We start from the raw sequence: 23200 nt of genomic DNA, 5'->3' as shown, positions 1-23200 counted from the left end.
GGGGACGGTGCCACAGCGTTGACATCATGAAAAATGAAATGTCAGGATAGGAGAAATCGCCCCTATTGATGGGTTCGGACCATGGACAGCACCGATCTTTCCTTCTTCCTGGCGGTGGTGGAAGAGGGCGGGGTGACGGCGGCGGCGCGGCGGCTGAACTGCGTGCAATCCAACGTCACGGCCCGCATCCGCTCGCTGGAGGCAGCACTGGGCGTGCCTTTGTTCCATCGCAACGGGCGCGGCGTGGTGCCGACACGGGCGGGCGAGCAATTGGTGCCCCATGCGCGGCAGGTGGCGGCGGCCCTGCGCGCGGCCCGCGACAGCCTGTGGGATCTGCTGAACCCCGACCGGCCCGCGGGGCAACTGGCCATCGGCAGCATGGAAACGACGGCGGCCTGTCGTCTGCCACCGGTGCTGGCCGCCTATCATGCCGCCTTTCCCGATGTGGAACTGAGCCTGCGCACGGGCGGCACCGGGGTGCTGGTGGAGGATGTGCTGGCCTACCGGCTGGATGCGGCCCTGGTCGGCGGACCCATCGACCATCCCGACCTGATGGCCGCCGATGCCGGCGTGGAGCATATGGTGGTGGTGACGGCGCCGGGGGCGGACTGGCCGGGGCTGCTGTCGCGCCCGACCCTGTCGGCCCTGTGCTTCCGGCGCGGTTGCGCCTATCGCGAGCGGCTGGAAAGCCTGCTGGCCGGCCTGGGCGTGCGCCAGCCGCGCCTGCAGGAATTCGGCACACTGGAAGGCATCATCGGCGGGGTGGCGGCGGGGATCGGCATCTCCCTGCTGCCGCTGGCCGCGGTGGAGCGCTCCCCCCTGCGGGCGTCACTGGGCGTGCGCACGGCGCCGGAACCTTGGGCTGTGGCACCGACGCAACTGATCCATCGCCGCGACGCCGTGATGACGGCCGCGCTGGCCCGCTTCATCGAGCATGCAAGGCTTGGCTGGGCATAGTGATTTGCATTATGCATATATTTGCATAATGCAAAACTCACCAGACCAGGGAGACGGCGGGGCGATAGGGGGCCTGTTCGAACATGCCGTTGATCAGGCCCTGAAGCTGCAACCGGGCCCCTTCCGGCTCGTTCGACGGCACATTGGCCTTGGACAGGGCGGCGATATGAAAGCCGCTGCCGCGCAGCCGCTTCAGCGTGACGCGGGCGTCGTCGGCGCGGGATGGATGGATGGCGGCCACGGTGGCCACCCCCTGGGGTGGGCGGACGATGAACAGGCCGAATTCGGTCATGGAAGCCCCCTATGCCAAAGGATAGGGGGACCAAAGCAATCGGGGTGCCAAGCGGTGCCCTATCCGAAAGGGGTAGGGGGCGGCGCTTGAGGCGCAAAGATCACTGCGTGGCCCAGGCCCGCATCGGGCCTTCCGCCTGGTCCATGAATTCAGGCAGGGAGACGACGCCGTCCTTGTCCTTGTCCATCATGGCGTGGCGGCGGGCGGCCTCGGCCTGCAGCTCGTCCCGCGTCACGCGGAAATCGGCGTTGCTGTCGGCCGACATCACGGGATCGATACCCATGCGGTAATCGGGCCGGCCGCGCCCGTCGGTGTGCGCGGTCGCGGCTTCGTCCGGGGTCATGTCGATGCGGCCGGGGCGCAGGCGGCGGCCGCTATCGGCGGGCGGTGCATGGGTCGGCAGGTTGACGCGATAGTTGGTCAGCTCGAACGAGGTGATGAACCCATCGCCATTCAGGTCATAAAGCGGGAAGACGCGGGCCGCTTCCGCCGTGAATTCGGCCGGCGACAGCTTGCCGTCATGGTCGCTGTCGCTGCGGGTGAACCAGTCGCGCATGGTGGTCCGATATTGCTCCGCCTCGCGCGTCGGGGCGCCCAGCGGCTCCCCCAAGGGGCTGACGGCGCTGAAGCGGATGCCGGGCGGGCGGTTCTTGTCGGGTCCACCGCCACAGGATGCCAAGGCCAGGCACAGCGCCGCCAGACCCAGCCCATATCCCGCCCGTACTTTAGAATTACGCATCCGCCGCTCCGTCCGCTATCCGTTTCTGATTAGCCCGGTCGACGCATCGGTGCCAGCATATTACGGCGGATCAAGGGCCGCGACCGCCACCGGGCGGACCGCCGCCCTCGCCAGGGGGACCGCCGCCCCTTCCAGGCCGGCCGCCCATGCCGCCGGGGCCGCCCCGCATCGGCCGTTCATTATAGGCGGTGACGGCGCCGGCATGGATTTCAGCCAGGCTGGTGCGGCCATCCTTGTCCGTGTCCAGCGACTTCAGCCGTTCCAGGGTCAGGGTCTCCAGTTCCGCAGCCGTCACGCGGAAATCCAGGTTGCGGTTGGCCTCCATCACCTTGTCCGCCCCGGACCCGCCACCCATCATGCCGCCGCGGCCGCTGGGGGCGACGCCGTCACGCGGCGGGGGCGGTCGGTCGGCGCCGGTACCACCGGACGGGCCGCCATCTGGTGGCGGGCTGCCGGGTCCGCCATTGCGCAGGGCGGCCAGCCGGGCCTGTCGATATTCGCCCAGCTCGCGCGCATTGATGGCCCCATCCTTGTCGGCGTCCACTTCCTTGAAGAAGCGGGCGATGTCGGGCTTCAACTCGTCCGGCGACAGGAAGCCGTCGCGGTTGGCGTCCAGCCCCTTGGCCCAACCCTCGACGATGTCGGCATAGGCGCCCTCGTCCGGGGCCAAGCGGCCCAGCGGCTCCCCCGCCAGCGACAGCGGCGCCCTTCCCATTCCGCCCCGGCCACCCCCGGGCCCGCCGGGCGGCGCATCGGCATGGGAAGAGCAGGCGGAAAGCAGCAGCAGGGCCGTAAAGGCAAAATGGCGCATGACCGGAACCTTGGTGGTGTCCGGCTTACACGAGTGCCGCTTGCGGCGGCTGTCGCGCTGTTCCGGAAGGCCGCAAACGGCGCCGGGACATTCGGGCAAAGCGAGAGACTAGGAGGCGCCTTGCGGCACGGTGCAGTCGCGCAGCTTCAGTCCCTGCAGCCTTTCCCGCGGGATCGTGACACCGGTGAAATCCACCCATTCGATGGCGGCGTCGCGCAGCCGAACGGGCAGGGCACCGCCACCGCGCAGCTGCAGATCCTCCATATTGGCGGCCTCCAGTATCGTGTTGCGCAGGGTGGCGCCCTCGAACCCCGCGCCGCGCAGGTCGCTGCCCGACAGGTCGGCATAGGCCAGGTTGGCGCCGCCGAAATCGCTGGCCGCCAGCTTGGCGTGGGACAATTGTGCACCCGACAGGTCGGCGCCGCGGAAGGACATGGCCGACAATTCGCGTCCGCGCAGATCGACGCCCTTCATCTTGCGGCCCGTGAAATCGGCCCGCGTCCCGACCTTGCCGCCGCTATCCACCCATTCCTCGTGCGCGCTGACGATGCGGTCGATCTCCGCCAGGTTGTTCAGATGTTCGGTGAAGGCCGGCAGCCCGTGGAACAGGCGCCGCGTGGTATCATCGACCGTGAAGGTGGCATCCTTGATATCGGCATGCAGGAAGCTGGCGCCCTGCATCTTGGCGCCCAGCAGGACCACACCCTGCAGGTCGCTCTCGCTGAAATCGGCATTGGCCAGGTTGGCGTTGCGCATATTGACGCCGCGCAGCCGCACCTTGCGCACCACGGCCTCCTCCAGCGACGCCTCCTCCAGATTACAGAAGGACAGGTCGGTGACGAATTCGCGGCTCACCGCTTCCTGTCCGGGGCGATGCAGGGTCAGGTTGCCCATGCGCATGTCGCTGCCATTCAGCTTGGCCTGGGCCAGGTCGGACTTGTAGAAGCGCGCGCCGCGCAGATTGGCGCGGGTGAAGTCGCAATGTTTCAGATTGGAACCGATGAACAGGCTGTTGGCCAGATCCGTCTCCCGGAACTTGCAGCCCTCCAGGTTGGTCTGCGACATGTTGCAGGCGAGTATCGTCGCCTGCGACAGGTCGAACCCCTTCAGTTGCACGCCTTCCATGCTGGCCAGCCGCAATTCCAGCCGCTTGCCGCCCCTGTTCTTCAAGAACAGGGAATGCATGGCCAGTTGTGTGGTCAGATCGGTGCGTGCGGAACCGATATCGGGAGTTGGGCTTGCCATGAACATTCGTTCGTATGCGATTTTGTTATGTCATGGCCAGATGATGACTGTCCGTGCCACGTCCAGGATAGTGGCGCGTTCAATAGCAAAAGAAAATGATTAATAAGTTAATATTCCAGATACTAAAGGTTATATCGGACTGAGAGCGGGCCGTTCCACCGCCTCGCACAAAACGCTGAGATCAAATAGATTTCCAACAATATCAACTCGTTGGAAAAATGGGGTCACGCCTCTTCCGGCATCCGGCATTCTCGCAGCACGGCACCAGAAAGTTGTTCCGGTGTAATGGCGCACTGTTCAAAACTTGTCCATTCGATGGAGGCGCCGGCGAAGCGGATCGCCAGTTTGCCGCCACCGCGCAACTCCAGATCGCCGAAATCGGCACCATCGATGATGGTGTGCAGCAGGCGGGCATTCTCCATGCCGGCACCCCGCAGATCGGCATTGGACAGTTCGGCATAGGCCAGGGTGGCGCCGTTGAAATCGGCGGCGGCCAGGCGGGCATGGGCCAGCTTGGCGCCGGTCAGGTCCGCGCCACGGAACGACACGGCCGACAGTTCGCGCCCGCGCAGATCCACGCCGCGCAGGGCCATGCCGGCGAAATCGGCGCGCGCCCCGGAACGGCCGCCGGAATTGACCCATTCCTCATGGGCCGCGACGATGCGGTCGGTTTCGCGCAGATTGCTCAGATGCTCCTCGAACGCCGGGTTGCCGGCGAACAGGCGCCGCGTCTCGTCATTCACGGTGAAGACGGCGTTCTTGATATTGGCACCGGTGAATTTCGCCCGGTCCATCTGCGCACCCAGCAGCACCACGCCCTGCATGTCGGCGCCCGACAGGTCGGCGCCCGACAGGTCGGCATTGCGCATATTGACGCCGCGCAGGCGCACATTATGCAGCACGGCGTCCTGCAAAGTCGCCTCTTCCATGTTGCAATAGGAGAGGTCGGTGGTGAATTCCCGCTGCTTGGCCACGCCGCCGCTATTCAGCGTGATGGAGCCGACGCGCATGTCGGACCCGGTCATCTTGGCCTGCTGCAGGTCCGATTTATAGAAGCGGGTGCCGCGCAGGTCGGCGCGGGTGAAATCGCAATGTTTCAGGTTGGCGCCGATGAACAGGCTGTTCGACAGGTTGGCCGCCTGGAAACTGCATCCTTCCAGATCCGTATAGGACAGGTTGCAGGCCAGCAGCAGGCATTGCGACAGGTCGAAATTGTTCAGTTTGATGCCGGACAGGTTCTGCAGGCGCATTTCCAGCCGCTTGCCGGCGTGACCGCGGGCGAAAAGCGTGTGCTGGGCCAGCATGACCTGCATGTCATGCGACGGCAACGTATGGGCGCTCTGCGGCTTGTTCATCGTACCGGGGGCTGTTTGATCTGATGTCGAGTTCGACTATGCCATACACGCTGTCATCGGTAATCCACCAACATCTCCAGGCGGTCCCGGCCAAAAGACATATCACGCTTCCACCGTCCACGGACGGGAAATGGGGTCGTGGATGGGACAGGATGGAAAGATTCTTGACGCCGATATCCAGACCATGATCCTATTTATGACTTAAATCACATATCGGGGTGGAGTCTGAAATGGCTAATATGATCAACGGGGCCACGATCGACCTGGTGAAGCAGTTCGAGGGGCTGGGAGATGGCGACAAGGACAAGCCGGGCCTGCAACCCTATATCTGCCCGGCCGGTTACTGGACCATCGGCTATGGCCGCGTCGTGCGCGGGGCCGATGGCCGCATGTTCAAGGGGCAGGTGGACGCCAAGGCCGCCAACGCCGTCTATCCCGACGGGATCGACGAGCGGCAGGCATCCGCCTTTCTGTCAGACGATCTTGCCGGTGTGGGGCGTCAGGTGGCGGCCAAGGTAAAGGTGGCGCTGACCGACAACCAGTTCGGGGCCTGCGTGGCCTTCGTCTATAATATCGGCATCGGCGCGTTCACCGCCAGCACCTTGCTGAAGAAGCTGAATGCCGGGGATTATGCCGGGGCGGCCGACCAGTTCCTGGTCTGGAACAAGACCACCGACCCGCGCACGGGCCGGAAGGTGGAACTGACCGGGCTGACCCGCCGCCGCCAGGCCGAACGCGGCCTGTTCCTGACGGCGTAACGGCCTCAGCAACGCGGCGGCCAGGCGGGATCGGCATCCGGCGACAGGTCGGTCAGGAACATCTCCCCCGACCGGTCGCCAGGGTTTTGCGCGAACAGCAGCCGTTTGCCGTCGGGCGACAGGGTGGGGCCGACCTGGAACACGTCGCCCCGCGCCGGCACCCGACCGGCGGGCGTCCATGTCCCTCCATCGCGCCGGTAGACATAGAGATGGGACCGGTCACCCCGGTCGGCGACCACCACCAGGATGCGGCCGTCGCGTGACACTTCCGCCTCGTACTCCACGCCCTCGCCATTGACCGGCGCATCCAGGCGGGTGACGCGCCAGCCGCCCGGCGCCGATGGGTCCGGCTCCGCCCTGTGGATCTCGCTGCTGCCATTGCGCGCCGATCCGAAATAGAGCCAACCTTGCCCGTCCAGGCGCGGCAGCAGTTCCGACGCGGGGGAATTCACCGGTGCCGGCAGGCGCTGCGGCGTGCCCCATTGTCCATCCGGCTGTCGGTCGACATGCCAGATGTCAAAATCGTCCCCGCCCGGTGCGTGGCGGGTGGAGATGAAATAGAGCCGCTTGCCATCCGGCGTCACGAACGGGTCGGCATCCATGGCGGGCGGGGCAGCGGCGAAGGGCACCGGCACAGGGGTCGACCATCCCTGATCGGTGCAGGCGGATTGCAGCAGGCGATAGCGGGCGAAACCTGGATCGGCTCTCATGAAATAGAGTGTGCGGCCATCGGGTGTGAAGCTGGGCGTCGCCTCATACGCGCCCGACATCAAGGCCGGCGGCGTCCAGTGACGCGGCGCCGACCCGTCTGCCAGCGCCAAACCGTCCGGCAACAATACGGATACAACCAGCCAGACGACGCGCATCGCTTCCTCCTCGAATATTCCGGTTCCGGATAGCGCGGAAAGGCGACGCCCAAAAGCGAGCTTTGCTTGGGGCTCATGTTAAGCTGTGCTTAATATCAGGGATGAAAAGCCGTCTGCCATCCCTGGAAGCCCTGCGCTATTTCGAGGCCTGCGCCCGTCACACCCATGTGACGCGGGCGGCCGGTGAACTGGGTGTGACGCCGGCCGCCGTCAGCCTGCGTATCCGAACGTTGGAACGGGAGCTGGGTATCGACCTGTTCTGGCGCACCGGTCCGCGCATCGCCCTGACGCCGGCTGGGCAAGAGCTTGCCCTGCACATGACGGAGGCGCTTGCCATCATCCGCGCGGCGGTGGAGGCCTGCCGGGCCACGCCGGAGCCGATCAGGGTGACGGCGGCACCGACCCTGGCCAGCCGCTGGCTGCTTTCCTGCCTGGAACGGTACAGCCGGCTGCCGCACGCCGTGCCGGTCATGTTGGATGTATCGGTGGAGGTGCAGGCGGCGGGGAAATTCGATGTGGCCCTGCGCAGTGGCGCGGGAGATTGGCCGGGGCTGACGGTGGAACGGCTGTTCGCGCTGGAAGGCACGCCAATGCTGAGCCCGGCCCTGGCGGCCGAAATACACCTGACGGGGCCGGGCGATCTCTCGCGCTGTCCCCTGATCCCGGATGATCGCTGGTTGGATTGGCTGCGTCTGGCCGGGGTGACCGGCGGTGTCGGTCCGATTGTGGCGACGACCTTTCCCACGCAGGAGATGGCGGCGGGGGCCGCCCTGGCCGGTACCGGGGTGGCGCTGTTGTCACCAACCCTGTTCGCGCCGCTGCTGGCCCAGGGTCAACTGGTACAGCCCTTTGACATCGTCCTGCGTGGCCCCGGGGCCTGGTTCCTGGCGTGGCGGCCGGAAATGGCGGGGCCGTCCGTGCGCGGCTTCGTGGCGTTCATCCTGGGGATGGCCCGCGAAGCCGCGCCGGGTGGTCCTTAATTCACCACGCTGACGGCGCGGCGGTTCTGGGCCCAGACATCGGCCGAGGAACCGGCCACCGCCGGGCGTTCCTTGCCGAAGGACAGGGTCTGCAGGCGGTTATTGTCGATGCCGGCGGCGGCCAGATAGCGCTGGACGCTGGCGGCGCGCTTCTGGCCCAGGGCCAGATTGTACTCGCGCGTCCCACGCTCGTCGCAATGGCCCTCGATCGTCAGGGTGATGGACGGGTTGGCGCGCAGCCATTCTGCCTGCTTGTCCAGGGTGGCGGCACTTTCCGGCGACACTTCGAACTGGTCATAGCCGAAGAATACGCGGTCGCCGATCTGCGCCAGCTGCTGCTGCGGCGACAGGTTGGAATTTAGGTTGGACTGGTCCACCGTGCCGGTGCCGGCCGCGTTGCCGGGGAACGGCGTGGTATAGCCGCCGGCGGTGCTGGCGTCCTTGTCCTTGTCGCTGACGGAGGAGCAGGCGGCCAGCAGCATCAAGGGGGCCAGCAGCAGAAGGTTGGTGCGTTTCATCTTTTGGTCTCTCATTCCCAGATGTTTACCGCCGGCGATTAAAGGGCCGGCGGCCCCACATCATCCAAACCCCTGATTGCGGCGGGACTTGGACCAAAGCCGGGCCTGTCTTGGGCATCAGGCGGAGCATAGGGCGTACGGGCACCATGGCACGGATCGGCGTGCGGGTGGCGGCCTGTTCAGGCGTGGCCGATATCCGCCGACAGCATGGACAGGTTGATGCCCAGCTTGGCCAGCGCCCGCTCCCATTTGCCATCCAGTTCGGGATCGAACAGGATGGAACTGTCGGCGGGGGCGTGCAGCCAGCCATTCTGCTGCATCTCCTGGTCCAGCTGCCCCGGCCCCCAGCCGGCATAACCCAGGGCCAGGATGGCGCGCTCGGGCCCCTGGCCTTCGGCGACGGCGCGCAGGATGTCGATGGTGGCGGTCAGCACCACCTCATCATCGACGGGCATGCTGCCCTCGCGGTTGTAGTCGGCGCTGTGCAGGACGAAGCCGCGGCCTGATTCGACCGGCCCGCCGAAATGCACCCGCAGCTCCCGCGCCGGGCTGGTCACGTCGATATCCAGCTGGTTGAGAAGGCTGGTGAAGGTGATGCCGTCGAACAGCCGGTTCACCACCAGCCCCATGGCCCCATCGGCGTTATGGGCGCAGATATAGATCACGGTCTTTTCGAACCGCGGGTCCGGCATCTGCGGCATGGCGATCAGCAGATGGCCGGTCAGGGAGGTCAGGGCTTTCTTGCCGGACTGCGGCATGGGTGTTGCCTGGCTGTCGAAACGGAACCTGATCATAGCAGCCACCGTTGCCCAAGGGGCGCATTTTCGACAGCCGCCCGTTTTACTTGTCGTGCCGCCGGCCGTGGCCTAGAAACAGGCCATAGGTTCCATCAACATTCCCCATGGGGAGGATAAGCAGATGAGCGTGAAGGTTGGCGACCGCATCCCGTCGGTCACCCTGAAGCACCTGACCGAATCCGGCATGCAGGAGGTCAGCACCGACGACCTGTTCACGGGCAAGAAGGTCGTGCTGTTCTCCGTGCCCGGCGCCTTTACCCCCACCTGCTCGGCCAAACACCTGCCGGGCTTCGTCGATAATGCCGAGGCGTTCAAGGCCAAGGGCGTGGAAGACATCGTCTGCATGGCCGTGAACGACCCGTTCGTCATGCAGGCCTGGGGCAAGCAGAACAATGTGGCCGGCAAGGTCACCATGCTGCCCGACGGCAATGGCGCGCTGGCCAAGGCCCTGGGGCTGGAGATGGACGGCACGGCCTATAATCTGGGCCACCGTAGCCAGCGTTTCGCCCTGGTGGCCGAAGATGGCGTCATCACCCGCCTGGAAGTGGAAAAGCCCGGCGCGTTCGAGGTGTCGAGTGCCGAGTACATTCTGAAGGTGTTGTAAGCGGGTGGCGTTGGGCGCGGTGGCCGACGGTCATCGCACCCCCCCATCTTTTGTTCCCCGCCATCGCCATGGCGATCCATCTGGGGATCATCGCGTCTTGGGCAGCGCTATATCATTTCTCCCGCCTTCCCGGCGAAAGCCGGGACCCGGGGGCCCCGGGCCCAAACCTAAACGCTGCGTCGATCGAAGCCGCCGACAGGTCGGGCGCTTGGCCCCTGGGTCCCGGCTTTCGCCGGGAAGGCGGGAGAGGGGTGGTGGCGGATTGAGCGTGGCGGCGCGACGCTCATGATTCGAACCTCCCCTGGAGGCTATGGAAAGAGACTATCCCCCCGCCCGGCCAGCAGGCTTTCTGCCGCAGCGCGCGCGGCCTGGGTGATTTCCGCGCCCGACAGCATGCGGGCGACCTCTTCCAGCCGCTCCGGCGGCGACAGGGTCACCACCTCGGTCGCGGTGCGGCCACCGGCCACCTTCTTGCGGACGTTCCAGTGATGGGCGCCGCGCGCCGCCACCTGCGGGCTGTGGGTGACGACCAGCACCTGCAGATCATGCTGGCCCAGCCGCGCCAAACGTTCGCCGATGGCATCGGCCACGGCCCCGCCCACGCCGGTATCCACCTCGTCGAACACCAGGGTGGGCACGGTGCCCACCTGGGCCAGCACCACTTTCAGGGCCAGCATGAAGCGCGCCAGCTCCCCGCCCGAGGCGATCTTGGCCAGGGGGCCCGGTGGGGTGCCGGGGTTGGTGGCGACCTGGAAGGCGATGTCGTCGATGCCCGACGCGCTCCAGCCTTCCTCGCCCAGCTGTTCCACCTTGGTGGCGAAACGGGCCTTTTCCAGGCGCAGCGGCTTCAGCTCCGCGGCCACGGCCTGATCCAGCTTGGTCGCCGATTTGGACCGGGCGGCGGACAGCACCTTGGCGGATTCCAGATAGGCGGCCTTGGCCGTCTCTGCCTGAGCCGCCAGCTTGGCCAGCAGGTCGCCCTGATCCTCGATCAGGTTCAGCTTGGCGGCCATCGATGCGCGCAGCGTGACCAGCCCGTCCACGTCCGTGCCATGCTTGCGGGCGGCGGCGCGCAGCGCGAACAGCCGTTCCTCGATCTTGTCCAGGTTGCCGCCGCCGCCGTCCATGTCGGCCGCAAAGCCCTGAATGGCGCGCGAGGCTTCGCCCACCTCGCTGGCTGCCTGGTCCAGCACGCTGATGATCGGGTCCAGCCGGCCGCCGGCCTTGTCGGCGATGCGCGACAGGGTGCGTAGCGCACTGGCCAAGGCCCGTTCGGCCCCGCGTTCGCCCGACAGTTCGGTGGATGCCTGGGTCAGGCTGTCGATCAGCTTTTCCCGGTGCTGCAGCACGGTGCGCTGTTCGGCCAAGCTCTTTTCCTCGCCCTCCTCGGGCGACAGCTGGTCCAGCTCCTCCACCGCGTGGCGCAGATAATCCTCCTCCGCGCGGGCGCGGGTGGCGTCGGTGGCGGCCGTCAGGCGCGCCTGTTCCACCTGCCGCCAGGCGCGCCAGGATGCGGCCACCTTCTGCCCCTGCACCGACAGCTGGGCGTAATCGTCCAGCAGGTCGCGATGGGTGCGCGGGTCCAGCAGGCCGTGCGTGTCGAACTGTCCATGCACCTCGACCAGCGTCTCGCCCAGCCGGCGCAGCAGGGTGACGCCCACCGGCTGGTCATTGACGAAACAGCGGGAGCGGCCGTCATTGGTCAGGGTGCGGCGGATGACCAGCGTATCCTCCACCTCCAGCTCCTGCTCGCGCAGGATGGCGAAGGCGGGATGGTCGCCGCGTCGTCCCAGATCGAACTCCGCCGTCACGCTGGCCTGCTCGCTGCCATGGCGGACCAGGGAACTGTCGCCACGCGCGCCCAGGGCCAGACCCAGCGCATCCAGCAGGATGGATTTGCCGGCACCGGTCTCCCCGGTCAGCACGCACAGGCCAGGCTGGAACGCCAGTGTCAGGCGTTCGATCAGGACGACGTCGCGGATCGACAGGGTGACAAGCATGGCCTAGCCGGGCGGTGGGGAAAAGGGATCAGAACAGCCAGTCGACGGCCCGCGTGAACAGCGACGGCTTCTCGCCGCGCTCGCTGCGGTTCATCAGGGCATAGGTATCCTGGTACCAGACGGAACCGGGGTAATTATGACCCAGCAGCGCGGCATTGGCCTGCGCCTCTTCCCGGATGCCCAGGGCCAGATAGCTCTCGACCAGGCGATGCAGGGCTTCCGGCACATGGCTGGTCGCCTGATATTCGTCGATCACGCGGCGGAAGCGCTTGATGGCACCCATATATTCGCCCGTGGCCAGATAGAAGCGCCCGACCTCCATGTCCTTGCCGGCCAGATGGTCGCGGGTCAGGTCGATCTTCAGGCGGGCGTCGCGGGCATAGGGGCTGGTAGGGAAGCGGCGGACCACTTCCTGCAAATTCTTCAGCGCCTCATAGGTCGTGCCCTGATCGCGGCGGACATCGCTGATGCGTTCGTAATTGCACAAGGCCTTCAGGTAGAAGGCATAGGCCGCATTGCGGTTGCCGGGATGCAGCGCGATGAAGCGGTCCAGCGTGGTGATCGCGTCATCATAGCGCAGCGCCTGATAATGCGAATAGGCGGCCATCAACTGCGCGCGCACAGCCCATTGGCTGTACGGGTGCTGGCGCTCGACCTCGTCGAACAGCAGCGCCGCCTTCGTGTAGTTGCGGTTGTCGATGGCGTTGGAAGCTTCAGAATAGATCTGTTCCACCGGCCGCTCGACATAAGGCAGCTCATCCTTCTTGCCCGAGCAGGCGGCGAGGAACAGAAGGGCGACCGGCGCCAGATGGCGAAGGACACGGGCGCGGCGGTTCGGACGTTCGGTGCGGAGCATCGGCAAAGACAACCAAGCAGCAAGCATGAATGCGGGATGCCTTATAGCACGCGCGGGGACGCTGCCGCCAAGCGGCAAACGTAACAGGCATGCACGCAAAGGCGCTTTTCGCGGAAGATGGGGGTGAATCCTGGCGGAACCATGGCGGCCTTGGGGGCGCGATCAGCGTTTGGCCTGCGGCAGCACCGCCTCCAGCACGGACTCCGGTGGGCCCAAGGCCAGCGCCCGGTTGAAGTGGTGGCGCAGCGCCTCGCCTTCCGGCCCCGGCCGGAAACAGACATGCAGGGTCTTGTCCTCCAGCAGGCGGCTATTGAAGCGCAGCTGATCGCGAAGATGCCGCAGGTCCGGACCGGTGGACAGAAGATGGTTCATGACATTGGCGTCGATCACCACCAGATCCAGCCGGCCGGCCGCCAGCTTGCGCAGATTGGTGGCGTCATCCACCGCCGGCTCCACGTTCAGGCTGCCCTCGGCCGCGGCTCGGTCGAATGCATCGGTATTGACATAGCCGCGTACCGTGCCGATCCGCCGGTCCTTCAGGTCGCCCAGGATACGCCATTCCACCGGGGTATTCATCCGCTCGGCAAAGCCCAGCGGACTGCTGCCGATGGGGTCGGACATCAGGCAACGCCCACCCTCCAGGCCGGCGCTGGCATATTCGGGATAATAGCCGAGATAGCCGTCATCATGCAGGCCGGTACTGACGGCCCGCTGCCAGGGCAGGAACTCAACCGCCAGCACCATGCCCGCCTTGGCCAGCGTGCGGGCGACAATGGCCGTCGACAGGCCGCCATTGGCGAGGCCGGCACCGCTGAACGGGGGCCATTCCAGGCTGGTCAACCGGACGGTGGCGGGCAGGGTGGGGGAATCCGCCCGTGCACCGGCAGGTGCCAGACAGGCGATCAGAAACAGGAAGGCCGTCGCCAGACCCCGCAGGGTGGCGTGCTCGGGGCAGGGCGTCGGCCGTCGCGTCATCAATCACCTTATGAACAGGATCGATGATGCCGATGGACGCGTGTGGGGCCAAGTGAACATCCTGTGAAAGATGCGGCGTCGTAGAAGCACAGCTTTACCCGCCTTCCCAGCCTTCGCCGGGAAGGCGGGGAAGGTGACTTTATCAGGCGGCTACCGGTGGCATTCATAGGGCTCCAGGTCGGGCCGACCGGGCAAGCCTTGGGCTGTCTTGCCGTCCGCCCAGGCCTGCTGGTCGAGCAGGAAACGCTTCCAGGCCGGTATCGGCGGCTTGCGGCAATAATGGCGGTTTGCATCGACCGCCGTGGGGTGTTCGGGCCACGGCATCATCTTGTCGCGCAGCCGGTCGGTCACCTGCGGCGCCAGTTGCAATTCCCAGGAGGGCCGGGGTGCGGGCCGCACATGGTCCGGCCGGGAAGGTATCCACAGGTCGGCACCCCGATCGCGGGCCCTGTCCGGGTCGTTGGGACGGCTGAGATCAAGGGTGGCGATGACAGGTCCGGTGTCCGCCAGAGCCGGTGGTACCATCAGGACCAGCACAGTGAATGGAACGCGGACAGACCATTGCGGCACGGAGCACCCCCCGTTTGGATCGGCTGAAACCCGCGAACGGTGAAACCCCATCCGTTCCGTCCGCCGACCCAAACCGGGGGAGCGGTTACGCCACGGCGGCGCGGTCGCCCCAGACCTCCGCATCCTCGCGGCGCCAGGCGCCGGCATCGGCGAACAGGGCGCGCAGGATGGCGTTGTTCATGGCATGGCCGGGACGCACGCCCTGGAAATGGCCCAGGATCTGCCCGCCCGCCAGATACAGGTCGCCCACGGCGTCCAGGATTTTGTGGCGGATGAACTCATCCCCATGGCGCAGCCCGCCGGGGTTCAGCACGCGGTCGCCATCAATGACGATGGCATTGTCCAGCGACCCGCCCAGGCCCAGGCCGGCCTTGCGCATGGCTTCGACCTCATGGGCGAAACCGAAGGTGCGGCAATCGGCCACTTCCGCCTTGAAGGCACCGTCGGTCAGGCGCAGGAAGCCTTCCTGGCGGCGAATCAGGGCGGTATTGTCATAGACGATTTCCGCCCGGAAGCTACTGACCGGGGCGGGCGACAGGCTGACCACCTTGTCGCCCTCCTGCACGCGCACCTCTTTCAGCACGCGGATCAGGCGGCGGGGCTGGTCCTGCACCTTGATGCCGGCGCATTCGATCAGGAAGACGAACGGGGCGGCGCTGCCATCCATGATCGGCAGCTCCGGTGCGTCCACCTCCACCATGGCATTGTCGACGCCAAGGCCGCGCAGGGCCGCCATCAGATGCTCGATGGTGCCGATGGTCGTGCCGTGATCATTCTTCAGCAGGGTGCAGAGACGGGTATCCGCCACCAGGTCCCAGCGGGCCGGGATGACGGCGCGGTCGGCAGGCACATCGGTCCGGATGAAGACGATGCCATGATCGACGGCCGCCGGCCGCAGGATCATGCGAACGCGACGGCCCGTATGCAGGCCGACACCGGCGCAATGGATGGTCGTGTTGAGCGTCTGTTGCCAGGACATGGGCTTGTCCCTTTCCAAGAATTCGACAGTAACGCCCCCTGATACGAAAAGCCAGCGACCGGCCCCACATGCCCGTCCCCTCCTTCGTAGGGGGAGCCGGTTGGGGGTGCAGCGCCATCCCACCTGCGCTGCAATGCGGTACTGCTGATTTCCGCATCGTGAAAATGCCAGAGATTCCGTCCAGCCTCAAATCACTCTTTATTACCGATTGTTACGAAACACACGGGTAAGTACCTGAAACCCCATCACAATTTTGTCGCAATTGTGGCGGGCTCCAAAAGGGAAGGGGCCGGTCCCCGCCGGACCGGCCCCTTGTGCAGTGCGATAAGCGATTGATTTTGAACGAAGTTCAGGTGCCTTGCCGTAGGTCAGGTCGATCCCTCAGTTCGCTTGACGACGCAGGAAGGCCGGGATGTCCAGCATCTCCTCCTCGCTCTGCGCGGCCTTGGGACGCGGGGCCTGCTCGACCGGGGCGGCCGGCTGCGGGGCAGGTGCCGCCTGGCGGGCCTGGGCGTGGAACTGCGCGGCGGGCTGCGGCGCTGGCATACGCGGGGCTGCCGGGGCCGGCTGCGGCGAACCACCGCCGAACAGCTTGGAGAACAGGCCGCGCTTTTCCGGCTGCGGGGCCGGGGGCACGAACCGTTCCGGCGTCGTCGGCTGGGCGCTGCGCGGGGCCCCTTCGGCCGCGCGCGGCGGGATGAAAGCGTCGTCGCGACGGGCCGGGGCCGCCGGGCGCATGTCCATGGGGCGCAGCTCGTGGGCCGGCTGCGGCGCCGTGGCAGCGGTCATGGCGGCGGCGGCCTGGGCCTCGGCGGCGGGTTCTTCCCCGACCGGGGCGGGGGACTCGGCGACGGCGGCACCCGGCATCGGGGCCTGCTGCATCGGGGCGAAGGCCGCACCGGGGATGGCGGCGGGCTGCAGGCTGGGGCGGGCCGGGATCGGGTTGGCGGGTGCTGCCGGGATGCTGGCGACGGCCGAGCCCGGGGCGGCGGCCGGGGCCGTCGCGACCTTGCGGCCCGACACGACCTGCAACTGCGGCTGGCCGACCGGCGGGCGCATCTGCACGGCATTGTCGATGCCGGTGGCAACGACGGAGACGCGCATCTTGCCCGACATGTGCTCATCGAAGGTAGAGCCGAAGATGATGTTGGCTTCCGGATCGACCTCGTCACGGATGCGGTTGGCGGCCTCATCCACTTCGAACAGGGTCATGTCATGACCACCGGTGATGTTGATCAGCACGCCGCGCGCACCCTTCATGCTGATATCGTCCAGCAGCGGGTTGTTGATGGCGGCCTCGGCGGCGTCGATGGCGCGGCGGTCGCCCTCGGCCTCGCCCGTACCCATCATGGCCTTGCCCATCTCGCTCATCACCGTGCGGATGTCGGCGAAGTCCAGGTTGATCAGGCCCGGCATCACCATCAGATCGGTCACGCCGCGCACGCCGGCATGCAGCACGTCGTCGGCCATCTTGAAGGCGTCGGCAAACGTCGTCTTCTCATTGGCGATACGGAACAGGTTCTGGTTGGGAATGATCAGCAGCGTGTCGACATACTGCGCCAGCTCCGAAATGCCGCTCTCGGCCGTGCGCATGCGGTGCGCGCCTTCGAAATTGAAGGGCTTGGTCACCACGCCGACGGTCAGGATGCCCTGTTCACGCGCCGCACGGGCGATGACGGGGGCGGCACCGGTACCGGTGCCGCCGCCCATGCCGGCGGTGATGAAGCACATGTTGGTGCCCGACAGATGGCCCAGAATCTCTTCCAGCTGCTCTTCCGCCGCCGCCCGGCCCACATCGGGGCGCGAGCCTGCGCCCAGGCCGCGGGTGATGGTGGAGCCCAGCTGCACCCGCTTGTTGGCCAGGTTGCCCTGCAACGCCTGCGCGTCGGTATTGGCCACCACGAACTCCACCCCTTCCAGGGCGGAGCGGATCATGTTGTTGACGGCGTTGCCACCGGCACCGCCGACACCGAACACGGTGATGCGGGGCTTGGTCTGCACTTCGACGCTGGGGATACCGAGTTTGATGCTCATCTGGCGGGACTCCTCTGGCGGGGGAGGGAATTCGGGAAAGGCGGCTGGGGCGGTCTCAGGATCAGGCTTGGGCTGCCGTATATCGGCGGGCACGGGGCCTGCGGCATGGTCTTCGGGTCATAGATTCTCCCGCAGCCAGCCATTGACGCGGCCCCACAGGCCGGAGGATTTCTCCGGCATGGGGGCCAGCGCCGGCATTTCGTGGTTCTGCTGCATGGCATAGGCCAGCAATCCTGCGGCCGACGCGAAGGCCGGGCCGGAAACATTGGTGGCCAGTCCGCCGATGCGCAAGGGGCGGCCCAGGCGGACCTGCTTGTCCAGCACATTGGCGGCCAGTTCGCGCACGCCCGACAGCTGGCTGGCACCTCCGGTCAGCACGACGCGGCGGCCGGCGGCCTTGGCGAAGCCGGAACCGTCCAGGCGGCCATGCACCAGCTCGAAAATCTCTTCCATGCGCGGCTGGATGATGCCGACCAGAAGCGACTTGGGCACATGGTTGGTCTGGCCGCGTTCCTCCTCCCCCACCTGGGGGACGTCGATCATCTCCCGCTCGTCCGACACGGCGGACACGGCGGAGCCGTACAGTGTCTTCAGGCGCTCGGCCTGGGCCACCGGGGTGGTCAGGCCGCGGGCGATATCGTTGGTGACATGGCCGCCGCCCAGCGGGATGCTGTCGCACCAGACCATCTTGCCGTCATTGAACACCGCCATGCTGGTGGTGCCGCCACCCATGTCGATGACGGTGACGCCCAGCTCCATCTCGTCCTCGACCAAGCACGACAGGCCGGCGGCATAGGGGCTCATCACGAAGCCCTCCACCCCCAGATGGCAGCGTCCGACGCAGGTGGACAGGTTACGCACCGGGCCGGCGGCGGCCGTCACCACATTCATGCGCACGCCCAGCCGCTCGCCCACCATGCCGCGCGGGTCGCGGATGCCCTTGGTGCCGTCGATGGCATAGCCCACGGGGATGGAATGGATCAGTTCGGCATCGGCCGACACGTCCAGCTTGCGCGCCTCGGCCAGGGCCCGGCGCACGTCACCGTCGCCGATCTCCGCCCCGTTCACGGCGGTGTCGGCCACCAGGATCTGGCTTTCCGGCTGACCACCCGACAGGCTGACCAGCACCTCTCGGATCTGCTCGCCGGCCATGGTTTCCGCCGCGTGCACGGTGGTGCCGATGGCGGTTTCGGCGGCGTCCATATCGACGATGCCGCCCGACCGCACGCCACGGCTGATCTGGTGGCCGATGCCAACCACGCGGATGCTGCCCGGATCATCGACCTTGGCGATGAAGCAGACGATCTTGCTCGACCCCACATCCAAGGCGGCGATGGTGCCACCGCGGGGGACCTTGCGCGATTTGGTGCGGGTGTTGAGGGCGCCAGGAAATGCCATGATCTCAAGCCCTCAGGTCTTCTGCTTCTTTTCGGGGGGCTTGCGGCGCAGGTCGGCCGCAGCGGCGGAAGTCTGGATCGACAGGCGGTCGGGGATACGCAGGTCGATGGCGACCACGTCCTTGCCCAGCACGTCGTTGGTCTGCTGCACCATGGCCAGCTGGCGCAGCGCCTCCTGCACATCATGTTCGGGCAGGCGGATATCGACGCCATTCTTCAGCCGCAGGTCCCAACGGCGGCCGCCGACCAGCACGGCGGCTTCCACCATCTGGCCGATCATCGGTTCCTTGGCCAACAGCTGCAGCAGGGCGGGACCGCGCTTGGGCGCATCGGGGCCGACCAGCAGCGGCAGGTTGGGCCATTTCGACAGGTCGCTGGCCGTCAGCACGATGCCCTCGGCATCGATCAGGCGCATCTGCCGGTCCTGCTGCCACAGGGCCATCGGCTCGCGCTCGACAATGGTGATGGCGATCGTGTCGGGCAGGCGGCGTTCCACGCGCGCCTGGCGGACCCAGGGGATCTGCTCCAGTGCCGCGCGCGCCTGATGCGGGTCAAACGCCAGGATAGGCGTGCCGCGCTGTACTTCCAATGCCGCCAGCAGGTCGGCCGGGGCCGCCTTCTCGCGCCCCACCACCGTTACATCCTGCACCGACAGGCCGGCATCGACACTGGCCGTCAGCACCTTGTCGGTGGCGGCATTGGCCAGCATCTGGGCATAGCCGGTACCCCAACCCCAGGCACCGATGGCGGCCAACAGCAGCACCGGGGCGGCGCGCCGGCCGGCCTTCATCGCCGGTTCGGCCCATCGCGGCAGGGCACGGCGGCGATTGGCCTCCTGTGCCGCACGGATGGTGGCGCGCTTGGCCGTCTCCGCGAAGCGGGCGCGGGGATTATCGGACGGCGGTGCGGCGGGGGTTACGCGTGGCATCTTGCGTGCTCCACAATCCAGGCGCAGAGATCGGCATAGCTGATGCCCAGCGAAGCCGCCTGTTCGGGCAGCAGGGAGGTGGGCGTGAAGCCCGGCTGGGTATTGATTTCCAGAAAGCACAGGCCGGTGATGCCGGGCTTGCTGTCGTCCCAGCGGAAGTCCGACCGTGACACGCCGGAACAGCCCAGCACCTGATGCGCCAGCAGCGACAGGCGCTTGGCCTCCGTCGCCACATCGTCCGGGATCTGCGCCGGGCAGACATGGACAGAACCGCCATCGGCGTACTTGGCCTCATAATCATAGAAGGCGGTGCGCGGCACGATTTCCGTCACCGTCAGGGCGTGGTCGCCCATGATGCCCACGGTCAGCTCGCGGCCGGGAATGAACGTCTCCACCAGCACGCGGCGGCCATAGACCCAGCTATCTTCTTCCAGCACCGTGAAATTGTCGTTCTCGCGCACGATGCGCACGCCGACGCTGGACCCCTCGTCCACCGGCTTCACCACATAGGGCGGGGCCAGGACATGGCCGGCCAAGACCTGTTCCTTGGTGGCGATCACGCCCTCGGCCACCGGCATGCCCACCGTGGCCAGGATGCACTTGGTCAGCACCTTGTCCATGGCCACGGCGGAAGCCATCGTGCCGGAATGGGTGTAGGGCACGCCCAGATATTCCAGTACGCCCTGGATCAGCCCATCCTCCCCGCCCTTGCCATGCAGGGCGTTGAAGATGACATCGGGGCGCGGGGTCAAGGCGGCGATCAGGCCGGGCAGGTCGCGCTGCACATCGACGGCGGTGACTTTATAGCCCTTGCTCTCCAGCGCCTCGGCGATGCGGGATCCGCTGACCAGGGACACCTCCCGCTCGGCAGACCAACCGCCCAGAAGGACGGCGACATGCTTGGCGCGGCTTTCGGTACCCATCACAACAGACTCCCCCCTGGCCGGCGCGTGGGTACGCGCCGCCATCCCTGCCGGGCTCTCCGGCAACTTCCGCGATAACGCAAGATGTGGTGTGAGGTGGCCCCAGCCTTCCCACAAGATTCGGTGTAAGCGACGGAATACGGGGCCGCAAGCAACAAAATGGAGCGCTTTTAAAAAAGCGACTCGGGGCACCGCCACCTGTTGCAGCGGAGACTCACATTTGAAAGCGGCGGTGACATTCATGACTCACCCCCGTTCGAACGGGGTAGGCCGATCCGCCGTATTTCCCAGCGCAATTCCACGCCACTGCTGGCTTTCACCCGGGCGCGGACCTCTTCACCCAGCGATTCGATGTCGTGCGCCGTGGCGCTGCCCAGGTTCAGCAGGAAATTGCAATGTTTCTCGCTGATCTGCGCCCCGCCCATGGTCAGGCCCCGGCAGCCGGCCTGGTCGATCAGCTGCCAGGCCCGGTACCCGTCGGGATTGGCGAAGGTGGAGCCGCCGGTGCGGGCGCGCACGGGCTGGCTGTCGGCGCGGGCCTGCTGGATGGCGTCGATCCGGGCCTTGATGGCGGCGGGATCGTCTACGGTTCCCTGGAAGAGGGCGCGGGTGAAGATCACGTCGTCGGGCACGCCGCAATGGCGATAGGTCAGGTGCAGATCGTCGCGGCGATAGGTCCGCAGCACGCCCTGGCGGTCGATGCCCTCGGCCGACACGATCACATCCACCGTCTCCGCCCCATAGGCACCGCCATTCATGCGGACCGCGCCGCCGATGGTGCCCGGTATGCCCGACAGGAATTCCAGCCCGGCCAGCCCGGCCCCCTGCGCCGTCAGGGCCACGTTCAGGTCCAACGCACCGGCGCCGGCCACGATCCGGTCACCCTCCACCGTCACATCGGCAAAGGGGCCGCCCAGGCGGATGACGACGCCAGGCACCCCGCCATCGCGGACCAGCAGGTTGCTGGCCACACCGATGACCGTGACCGGCACATCGGCCGGGCAGCGGGCCAGGAAATAGGACAGGTCATCCGTGTCGGCGGGGCGGAACAGGGCCTCGGCATTGCCGCCGACCCGGAACCAGGTGCTGGGGCCCAGGGGCGCATCCGGGGCCAGCCGGCCGCGCAGTTCCGGTGCGGCCTGCCGCAACCGTCCAACCAGCGCTTCTCCGTCCAGCACCCGTTCCATGGTCAATCGCCCCCCTGGTTGAGGGTGGCGAGCTTGTCCAACTCACCCGGCAGGGCGTTGGCCCATTGCGTGATGGTGCCGGCACCGAGGCACACCACCATGTCGCCCGGCTTGGCCATCTCGCGGATCAGGCTGGGCAAGGCGGCGGGGCTGGCCAGGGCCGTGACGCTGCGATGGCCGCGCACGCGCAGCCCTTCCACCAGATCGTCGCGGGACGCACCCTCGATCGGCTGTTCGCCGGCGGCATACACGTCCGCCACGACCACGGCGTCGGCATCGTTGAAGCAGGTGCAGAAATCCGCGAACAGGCTCTGCAGACGGCTGTAGCGGTGGGGCTGGACCACGGCGATGGTGCGGCCGGTGCCGGCCATGCGCGCGGCTTTCAGCACGGCGGCGATTTCCACCGGATGGTGGCCGTAATCGTCGATGATGGTGACGCCATTGCTCTCACCGGTCTTGGTGAAACGGCGCTTCACGCCCATGAACTTGGCATAGCTGGTGCGGATGCTGTCGTCGCTGATGCCCAGGCTGATGGCGACGGCGATGGCGGCCAGGGAATTCTGGACATTGTGCAGCCCGTACATGGGCAGGTGCACGCCGGTGATGGTGCGGGCCTCGGCCGCCGCGCGGTCGGACAGTTCGACATCGTAATAACAGCCGGACGTGTTGGTCACGATATTGACGGCGCGCACATCGGCCTGCGGGCTGAACCCATAGGTGACGACCCGGCGGTCGACCCGGCCCAGCATGGCCTGCACCTCCGGATGGTCGATGCACAGGGCCGCGAAGCCGTAGAAGGGGATGTTCTCCACGAAGCGGTCGAAGGCCTTCCGCTCCTCCTCGAACGTGCCGTAATGGTCCAGATGTTCCGGGTCCATGTTGGTGACGATGCCGATGGTCGAGGGCAGCTTGGTGAAGGTGCCGTCGCTCTCATCGGCTTCCACCACCATCCATTCACCGCTGCCCAGCTTGGCATTGGTGCCCAGCGAATTGATGATGCCGCCATTGATGATGGTCGGGTCCATGGCCCCACCTTCCAGCAAGGCGGCGACCATGCTGGTGGTGGTGGTCTTGCCATGGGTGCCGGCGACCGCGATCGACCATTTCAGGCGCATCAGTTCGGCCAGCATCTCCGCCCGGCGCACCACGGGGATCATGCCGGCCCGTGCCGCCACCACCTCCGGGTTGTCCTTCTTTACGGCGGACGAGATGACCAGCACGGCGGCATCGCCCAGGTTCTCGCCCCGATGCCCGATCTCCACCTTGATGCCCAGCTTGCGCAGGCGCTGGACATTATAATTGTCGGCCATGTCGCTGCCCTGCACGGCATAGCCCAGATTGTGCAGCACCTCGGCGATGCCGGACATGCCGATGCCGCCGATGCCGACAAAATGCAGAGTTCCGATATTCAGCGGCAAAGCCCGCATGG

23 protein-coding genes are annotated in these 23200 nt (G+C 66.6%); 4 read left to right on the top strand and 19 right to left on the bottom strand.

The annotated features are described in order from the left end of the window. The first annotated feature begins 81 nt into the window (after positions 1-81). The gene (locus AC1Q7F_RS21965) at positions 82-957 is read left to right on the top strand and encodes a LysR family transcriptional regulator (RefSeq protein WP_492510675.1); all 876 of its coding nucleotides are present in this window, start codon (positions 82-84) and stop codon (positions 955-957) included. A 37-nt stretch (positions 958-994) separates the two neighbouring features. Here the strand turns inward: AC1Q7F_RS21965 and AC1Q7F_RS21960 are convergent, their stop codons facing one another. The 5 genes from AC1Q7F_RS21960 to AC1Q7F_RS21940 form a co-directional block, all read right to left on the bottom strand. Next, a complete protein-coding gene (locus tag AC1Q7F_RS21960) occupies positions 995-1249 on the bottom strand; it encodes a hypothetical protein (protein ID WP_492510674.1) in 255 nt (84 codons plus the stop codon). Positions 1250-1349: 100 nt separating this feature from the next. Then, positions 1350-1988 carry an EF-hand domain-containing protein gene (locus tag AC1Q7F_RS21955; protein WP_492510673.1) on the bottom strand — a complete coding sequence of 213 codons (639 nt, stop codon included), beginning with the start codon at positions 1986-1988 and terminating at the stop codon, positions 1350-1352. Between the two features lie 70 nt (positions 1989-2058). Continuing rightward, positions 2059-2799, bottom strand: a complete 741-nt coding sequence (locus AC1Q7F_RS21950; protein WP_492510672.1) for a hypothetical protein — start codon at positions 2797-2799, stop codon at positions 2059-2061. Between the two features lie 108 nt (positions 2800-2907). Then, complete coding sequence (locus tag AC1Q7F_RS21945) at positions 2908-4044, bottom strand: pentapeptide repeat-containing protein (protein WP_492510671.1); 1137 nt, start codon at positions 4042-4044, stop codon at positions 2908-2910. Positions 4045-4268: 224 nt separating this feature from the next. Next, on the bottom strand, positions 4269-5399 hold the full coding sequence (locus tag AC1Q7F_RS21940; protein WP_492510670.1) for a pentapeptide repeat-containing protein: 1131 nt from the start codon (positions 5397-5399) through the stop codon (positions 4269-4271). 230 nt (positions 5400-5629) lie between these two features. Between AC1Q7F_RS21940 and AC1Q7F_RS21935 the strand changes: the two genes are divergently transcribed. Next, positions 5630-6157: a lysozyme gene (locus tag AC1Q7F_RS21935; protein ID WP_492510669.1), complete on the top strand. Its 528-nt coding sequence runs from the start codon at positions 5630-5632 to the stop codon at positions 6155-6157. Between the two features lie 5 nt (positions 6158-6162). Here AC1Q7F_RS21935 and AC1Q7F_RS21930 read toward each other — a convergent pair whose 3' ends face one another. Further along, on the bottom strand, positions 6163-7023 hold the full coding sequence (locus AC1Q7F_RS21930; RefSeq protein ID WP_492510668.1) for a TolB family protein: 861 nt from the start codon (positions 7021-7023) through the stop codon (positions 6163-6165). Between the two features lie 101 nt (positions 7024-7124). Between AC1Q7F_RS21930 and AC1Q7F_RS21925 the strand changes: the two genes are divergently transcribed. Next, a complete protein-coding gene (locus tag AC1Q7F_RS21925; protein WP_492510667.1) occupies positions 7125-8003 on the top strand; it encodes a LysR substrate-binding domain-containing protein in 879 nt (292 codons plus the stop codon). On the opposite strand, the gene pal is transcribed toward AC1Q7F_RS21925, so the two are convergent. Beyond that, positions 8000-8521 (bottom strand): peptidoglycan-associated lipoprotein Pal, encoded by a 522-nt coding sequence (pal, locus tag AC1Q7F_RS21920; RefSeq protein ID WP_492510666.1) that lies wholly within the window; start codon positions 8519-8521, stop codon positions 8000-8002. The two genes, AC1Q7F_RS21925 and pal, sit on opposite strands and share 4 nt — an antisense overlap. Before the next feature lie 179 nt (positions 8522-8700). Then, positions 8701-9279, bottom strand: a complete 579-nt coding sequence (locus AC1Q7F_RS21915) for a YqgE/AlgH family protein (protein WP_492510802.1) — start codon at positions 9277-9279, stop codon at positions 8701-8703. Between the two features lie 160 nt (positions 9280-9439). Here AC1Q7F_RS21915 and AC1Q7F_RS21910 point away from each other — a divergent pair, with 160 nt between their 5' ends. Beyond that, a complete protein-coding gene (locus AC1Q7F_RS21910) occupies positions 9440-9922 on the top strand; it encodes a peroxiredoxin (RefSeq protein WP_492510665.1) in 483 nt (160 codons plus the stop codon). 308 nt (positions 9923-10230) lie between these two features. On the opposite strand, the gene recN is transcribed toward AC1Q7F_RS21910, so the two are convergent. The 11 genes from recN to murC all read right to left on the bottom strand — a co-directional run bounded on the left by recN (position 10231) and on the right by murC (position 23198). Then, on the bottom strand, positions 10231-11922 hold the full coding sequence (gene recN, locus AC1Q7F_RS21905) for a DNA repair protein RecN (protein ID WP_492510664.1): 1692 nt from the start codon (positions 11920-11922) through the stop codon (positions 10231-10233). Positions 11923-11950: 28 nt separating this feature from the next. Continuing rightward, positions 11951-12778 carry an outer membrane protein assembly factor BamD gene (locus AC1Q7F_RS21900; protein ID WP_492510663.1) on the bottom strand — a complete coding sequence of 276 codons (828 nt, stop codon included), beginning with the start codon at positions 12776-12778 and terminating at the stop codon, positions 11951-11953. 162 nt (positions 12779-12940) lie between these two features. Beyond that, positions 12941-13753, bottom strand: a complete 813-nt coding sequence (locus tag AC1Q7F_RS21895; RefSeq protein ID WP_492510662.1) for a substrate-binding periplasmic protein — start codon at positions 13751-13753, stop codon at positions 12941-12943. Between the two features lie 150 nt (positions 13754-13903). Beyond that, the gene (locus tag AC1Q7F_RS21890; RefSeq protein ID WP_492510661.1) at positions 13904-14323 is read right to left on the bottom strand and encodes a hypothetical protein; all 420 of its coding nucleotides are present in this window, start codon (positions 14321-14323) and stop codon (positions 13904-13906) included. A gap of 85 nt (positions 14324-14408) precedes the next feature. After that, positions 14409-15302, bottom strand: coding sequence for a UDP-3-O-acyl-N-acetylglucosamine deacetylase (gene lpxC / locus AC1Q7F_RS21885; RefSeq protein WP_492510660.1), 894 nt, complete (start codon positions 15300-15302; stop codon positions 14409-14411). A 381-nt stretch (positions 15303-15683) separates the two neighbouring features. Next, complete coding sequence (gene ftsZ, locus AC1Q7F_RS21880) at positions 15684-17336, bottom strand: cell division protein FtsZ (RefSeq protein WP_492510659.1); 1653 nt, start codon at positions 17334-17336, stop codon at positions 15684-15686. Positions 17337-17453: 117 nt separating this feature from the next. Beyond that, positions 17454-18734, bottom strand: coding sequence for a cell division protein FtsA (gene ftsA, locus AC1Q7F_RS21875; RefSeq protein WP_492510658.1), 1281 nt, complete (start codon positions 18732-18734; stop codon positions 17454-17456). A 12-nt stretch (positions 18735-18746) separates the two neighbouring features. Then, positions 18747-19661 carry a cell division protein FtsQ/DivIB gene (locus tag AC1Q7F_RS21870; RefSeq protein ID WP_492510657.1) on the bottom strand — a complete coding sequence of 305 codons (915 nt, stop codon included), beginning with the start codon at positions 19659-19661 and terminating at the stop codon, positions 18747-18749. Next, the gene (locus AC1Q7F_RS21865; RefSeq protein ID WP_492510656.1) at positions 19649-20584 is read right to left on the bottom strand and encodes a D-alanine--D-alanine ligase; all 936 of its coding nucleotides are present in this window, start codon (positions 20582-20584) and stop codon (positions 19649-19651) included. The genes AC1Q7F_RS21870 and AC1Q7F_RS21865 overlap by 13 nt, the downstream gene beginning before the upstream one ends. 239 nt (positions 20585-20823) lie before the next feature. Beyond that, on the bottom strand, positions 20824-21771 hold the full coding sequence (gene murB / locus AC1Q7F_RS21860) for a UDP-N-acetylmuramate dehydrogenase (protein WP_492510801.1): 948 nt from the start codon (positions 21769-21771) through the stop codon (positions 20824-20826). Between the two features lie 2 nt (positions 21772-21773). Beyond that, positions 21774-23198, bottom strand: coding sequence for a UDP-N-acetylmuramate--L-alanine ligase (gene murC / locus AC1Q7F_RS21855; RefSeq protein WP_492510655.1), 1425 nt, complete (start codon positions 23196-23198; stop codon positions 21774-21776). Between the last annotated feature and the right edge of the window lie 2 nt (positions 23199-23200).

This window comes from Niveispirillum sp. GW835-FHT14G11 (assembly GCF_058793615.1).
Note: the sequence above shows the minus strand (reverse complement) of the source record. Positions and strands in the feature narration are given on the sequence as shown.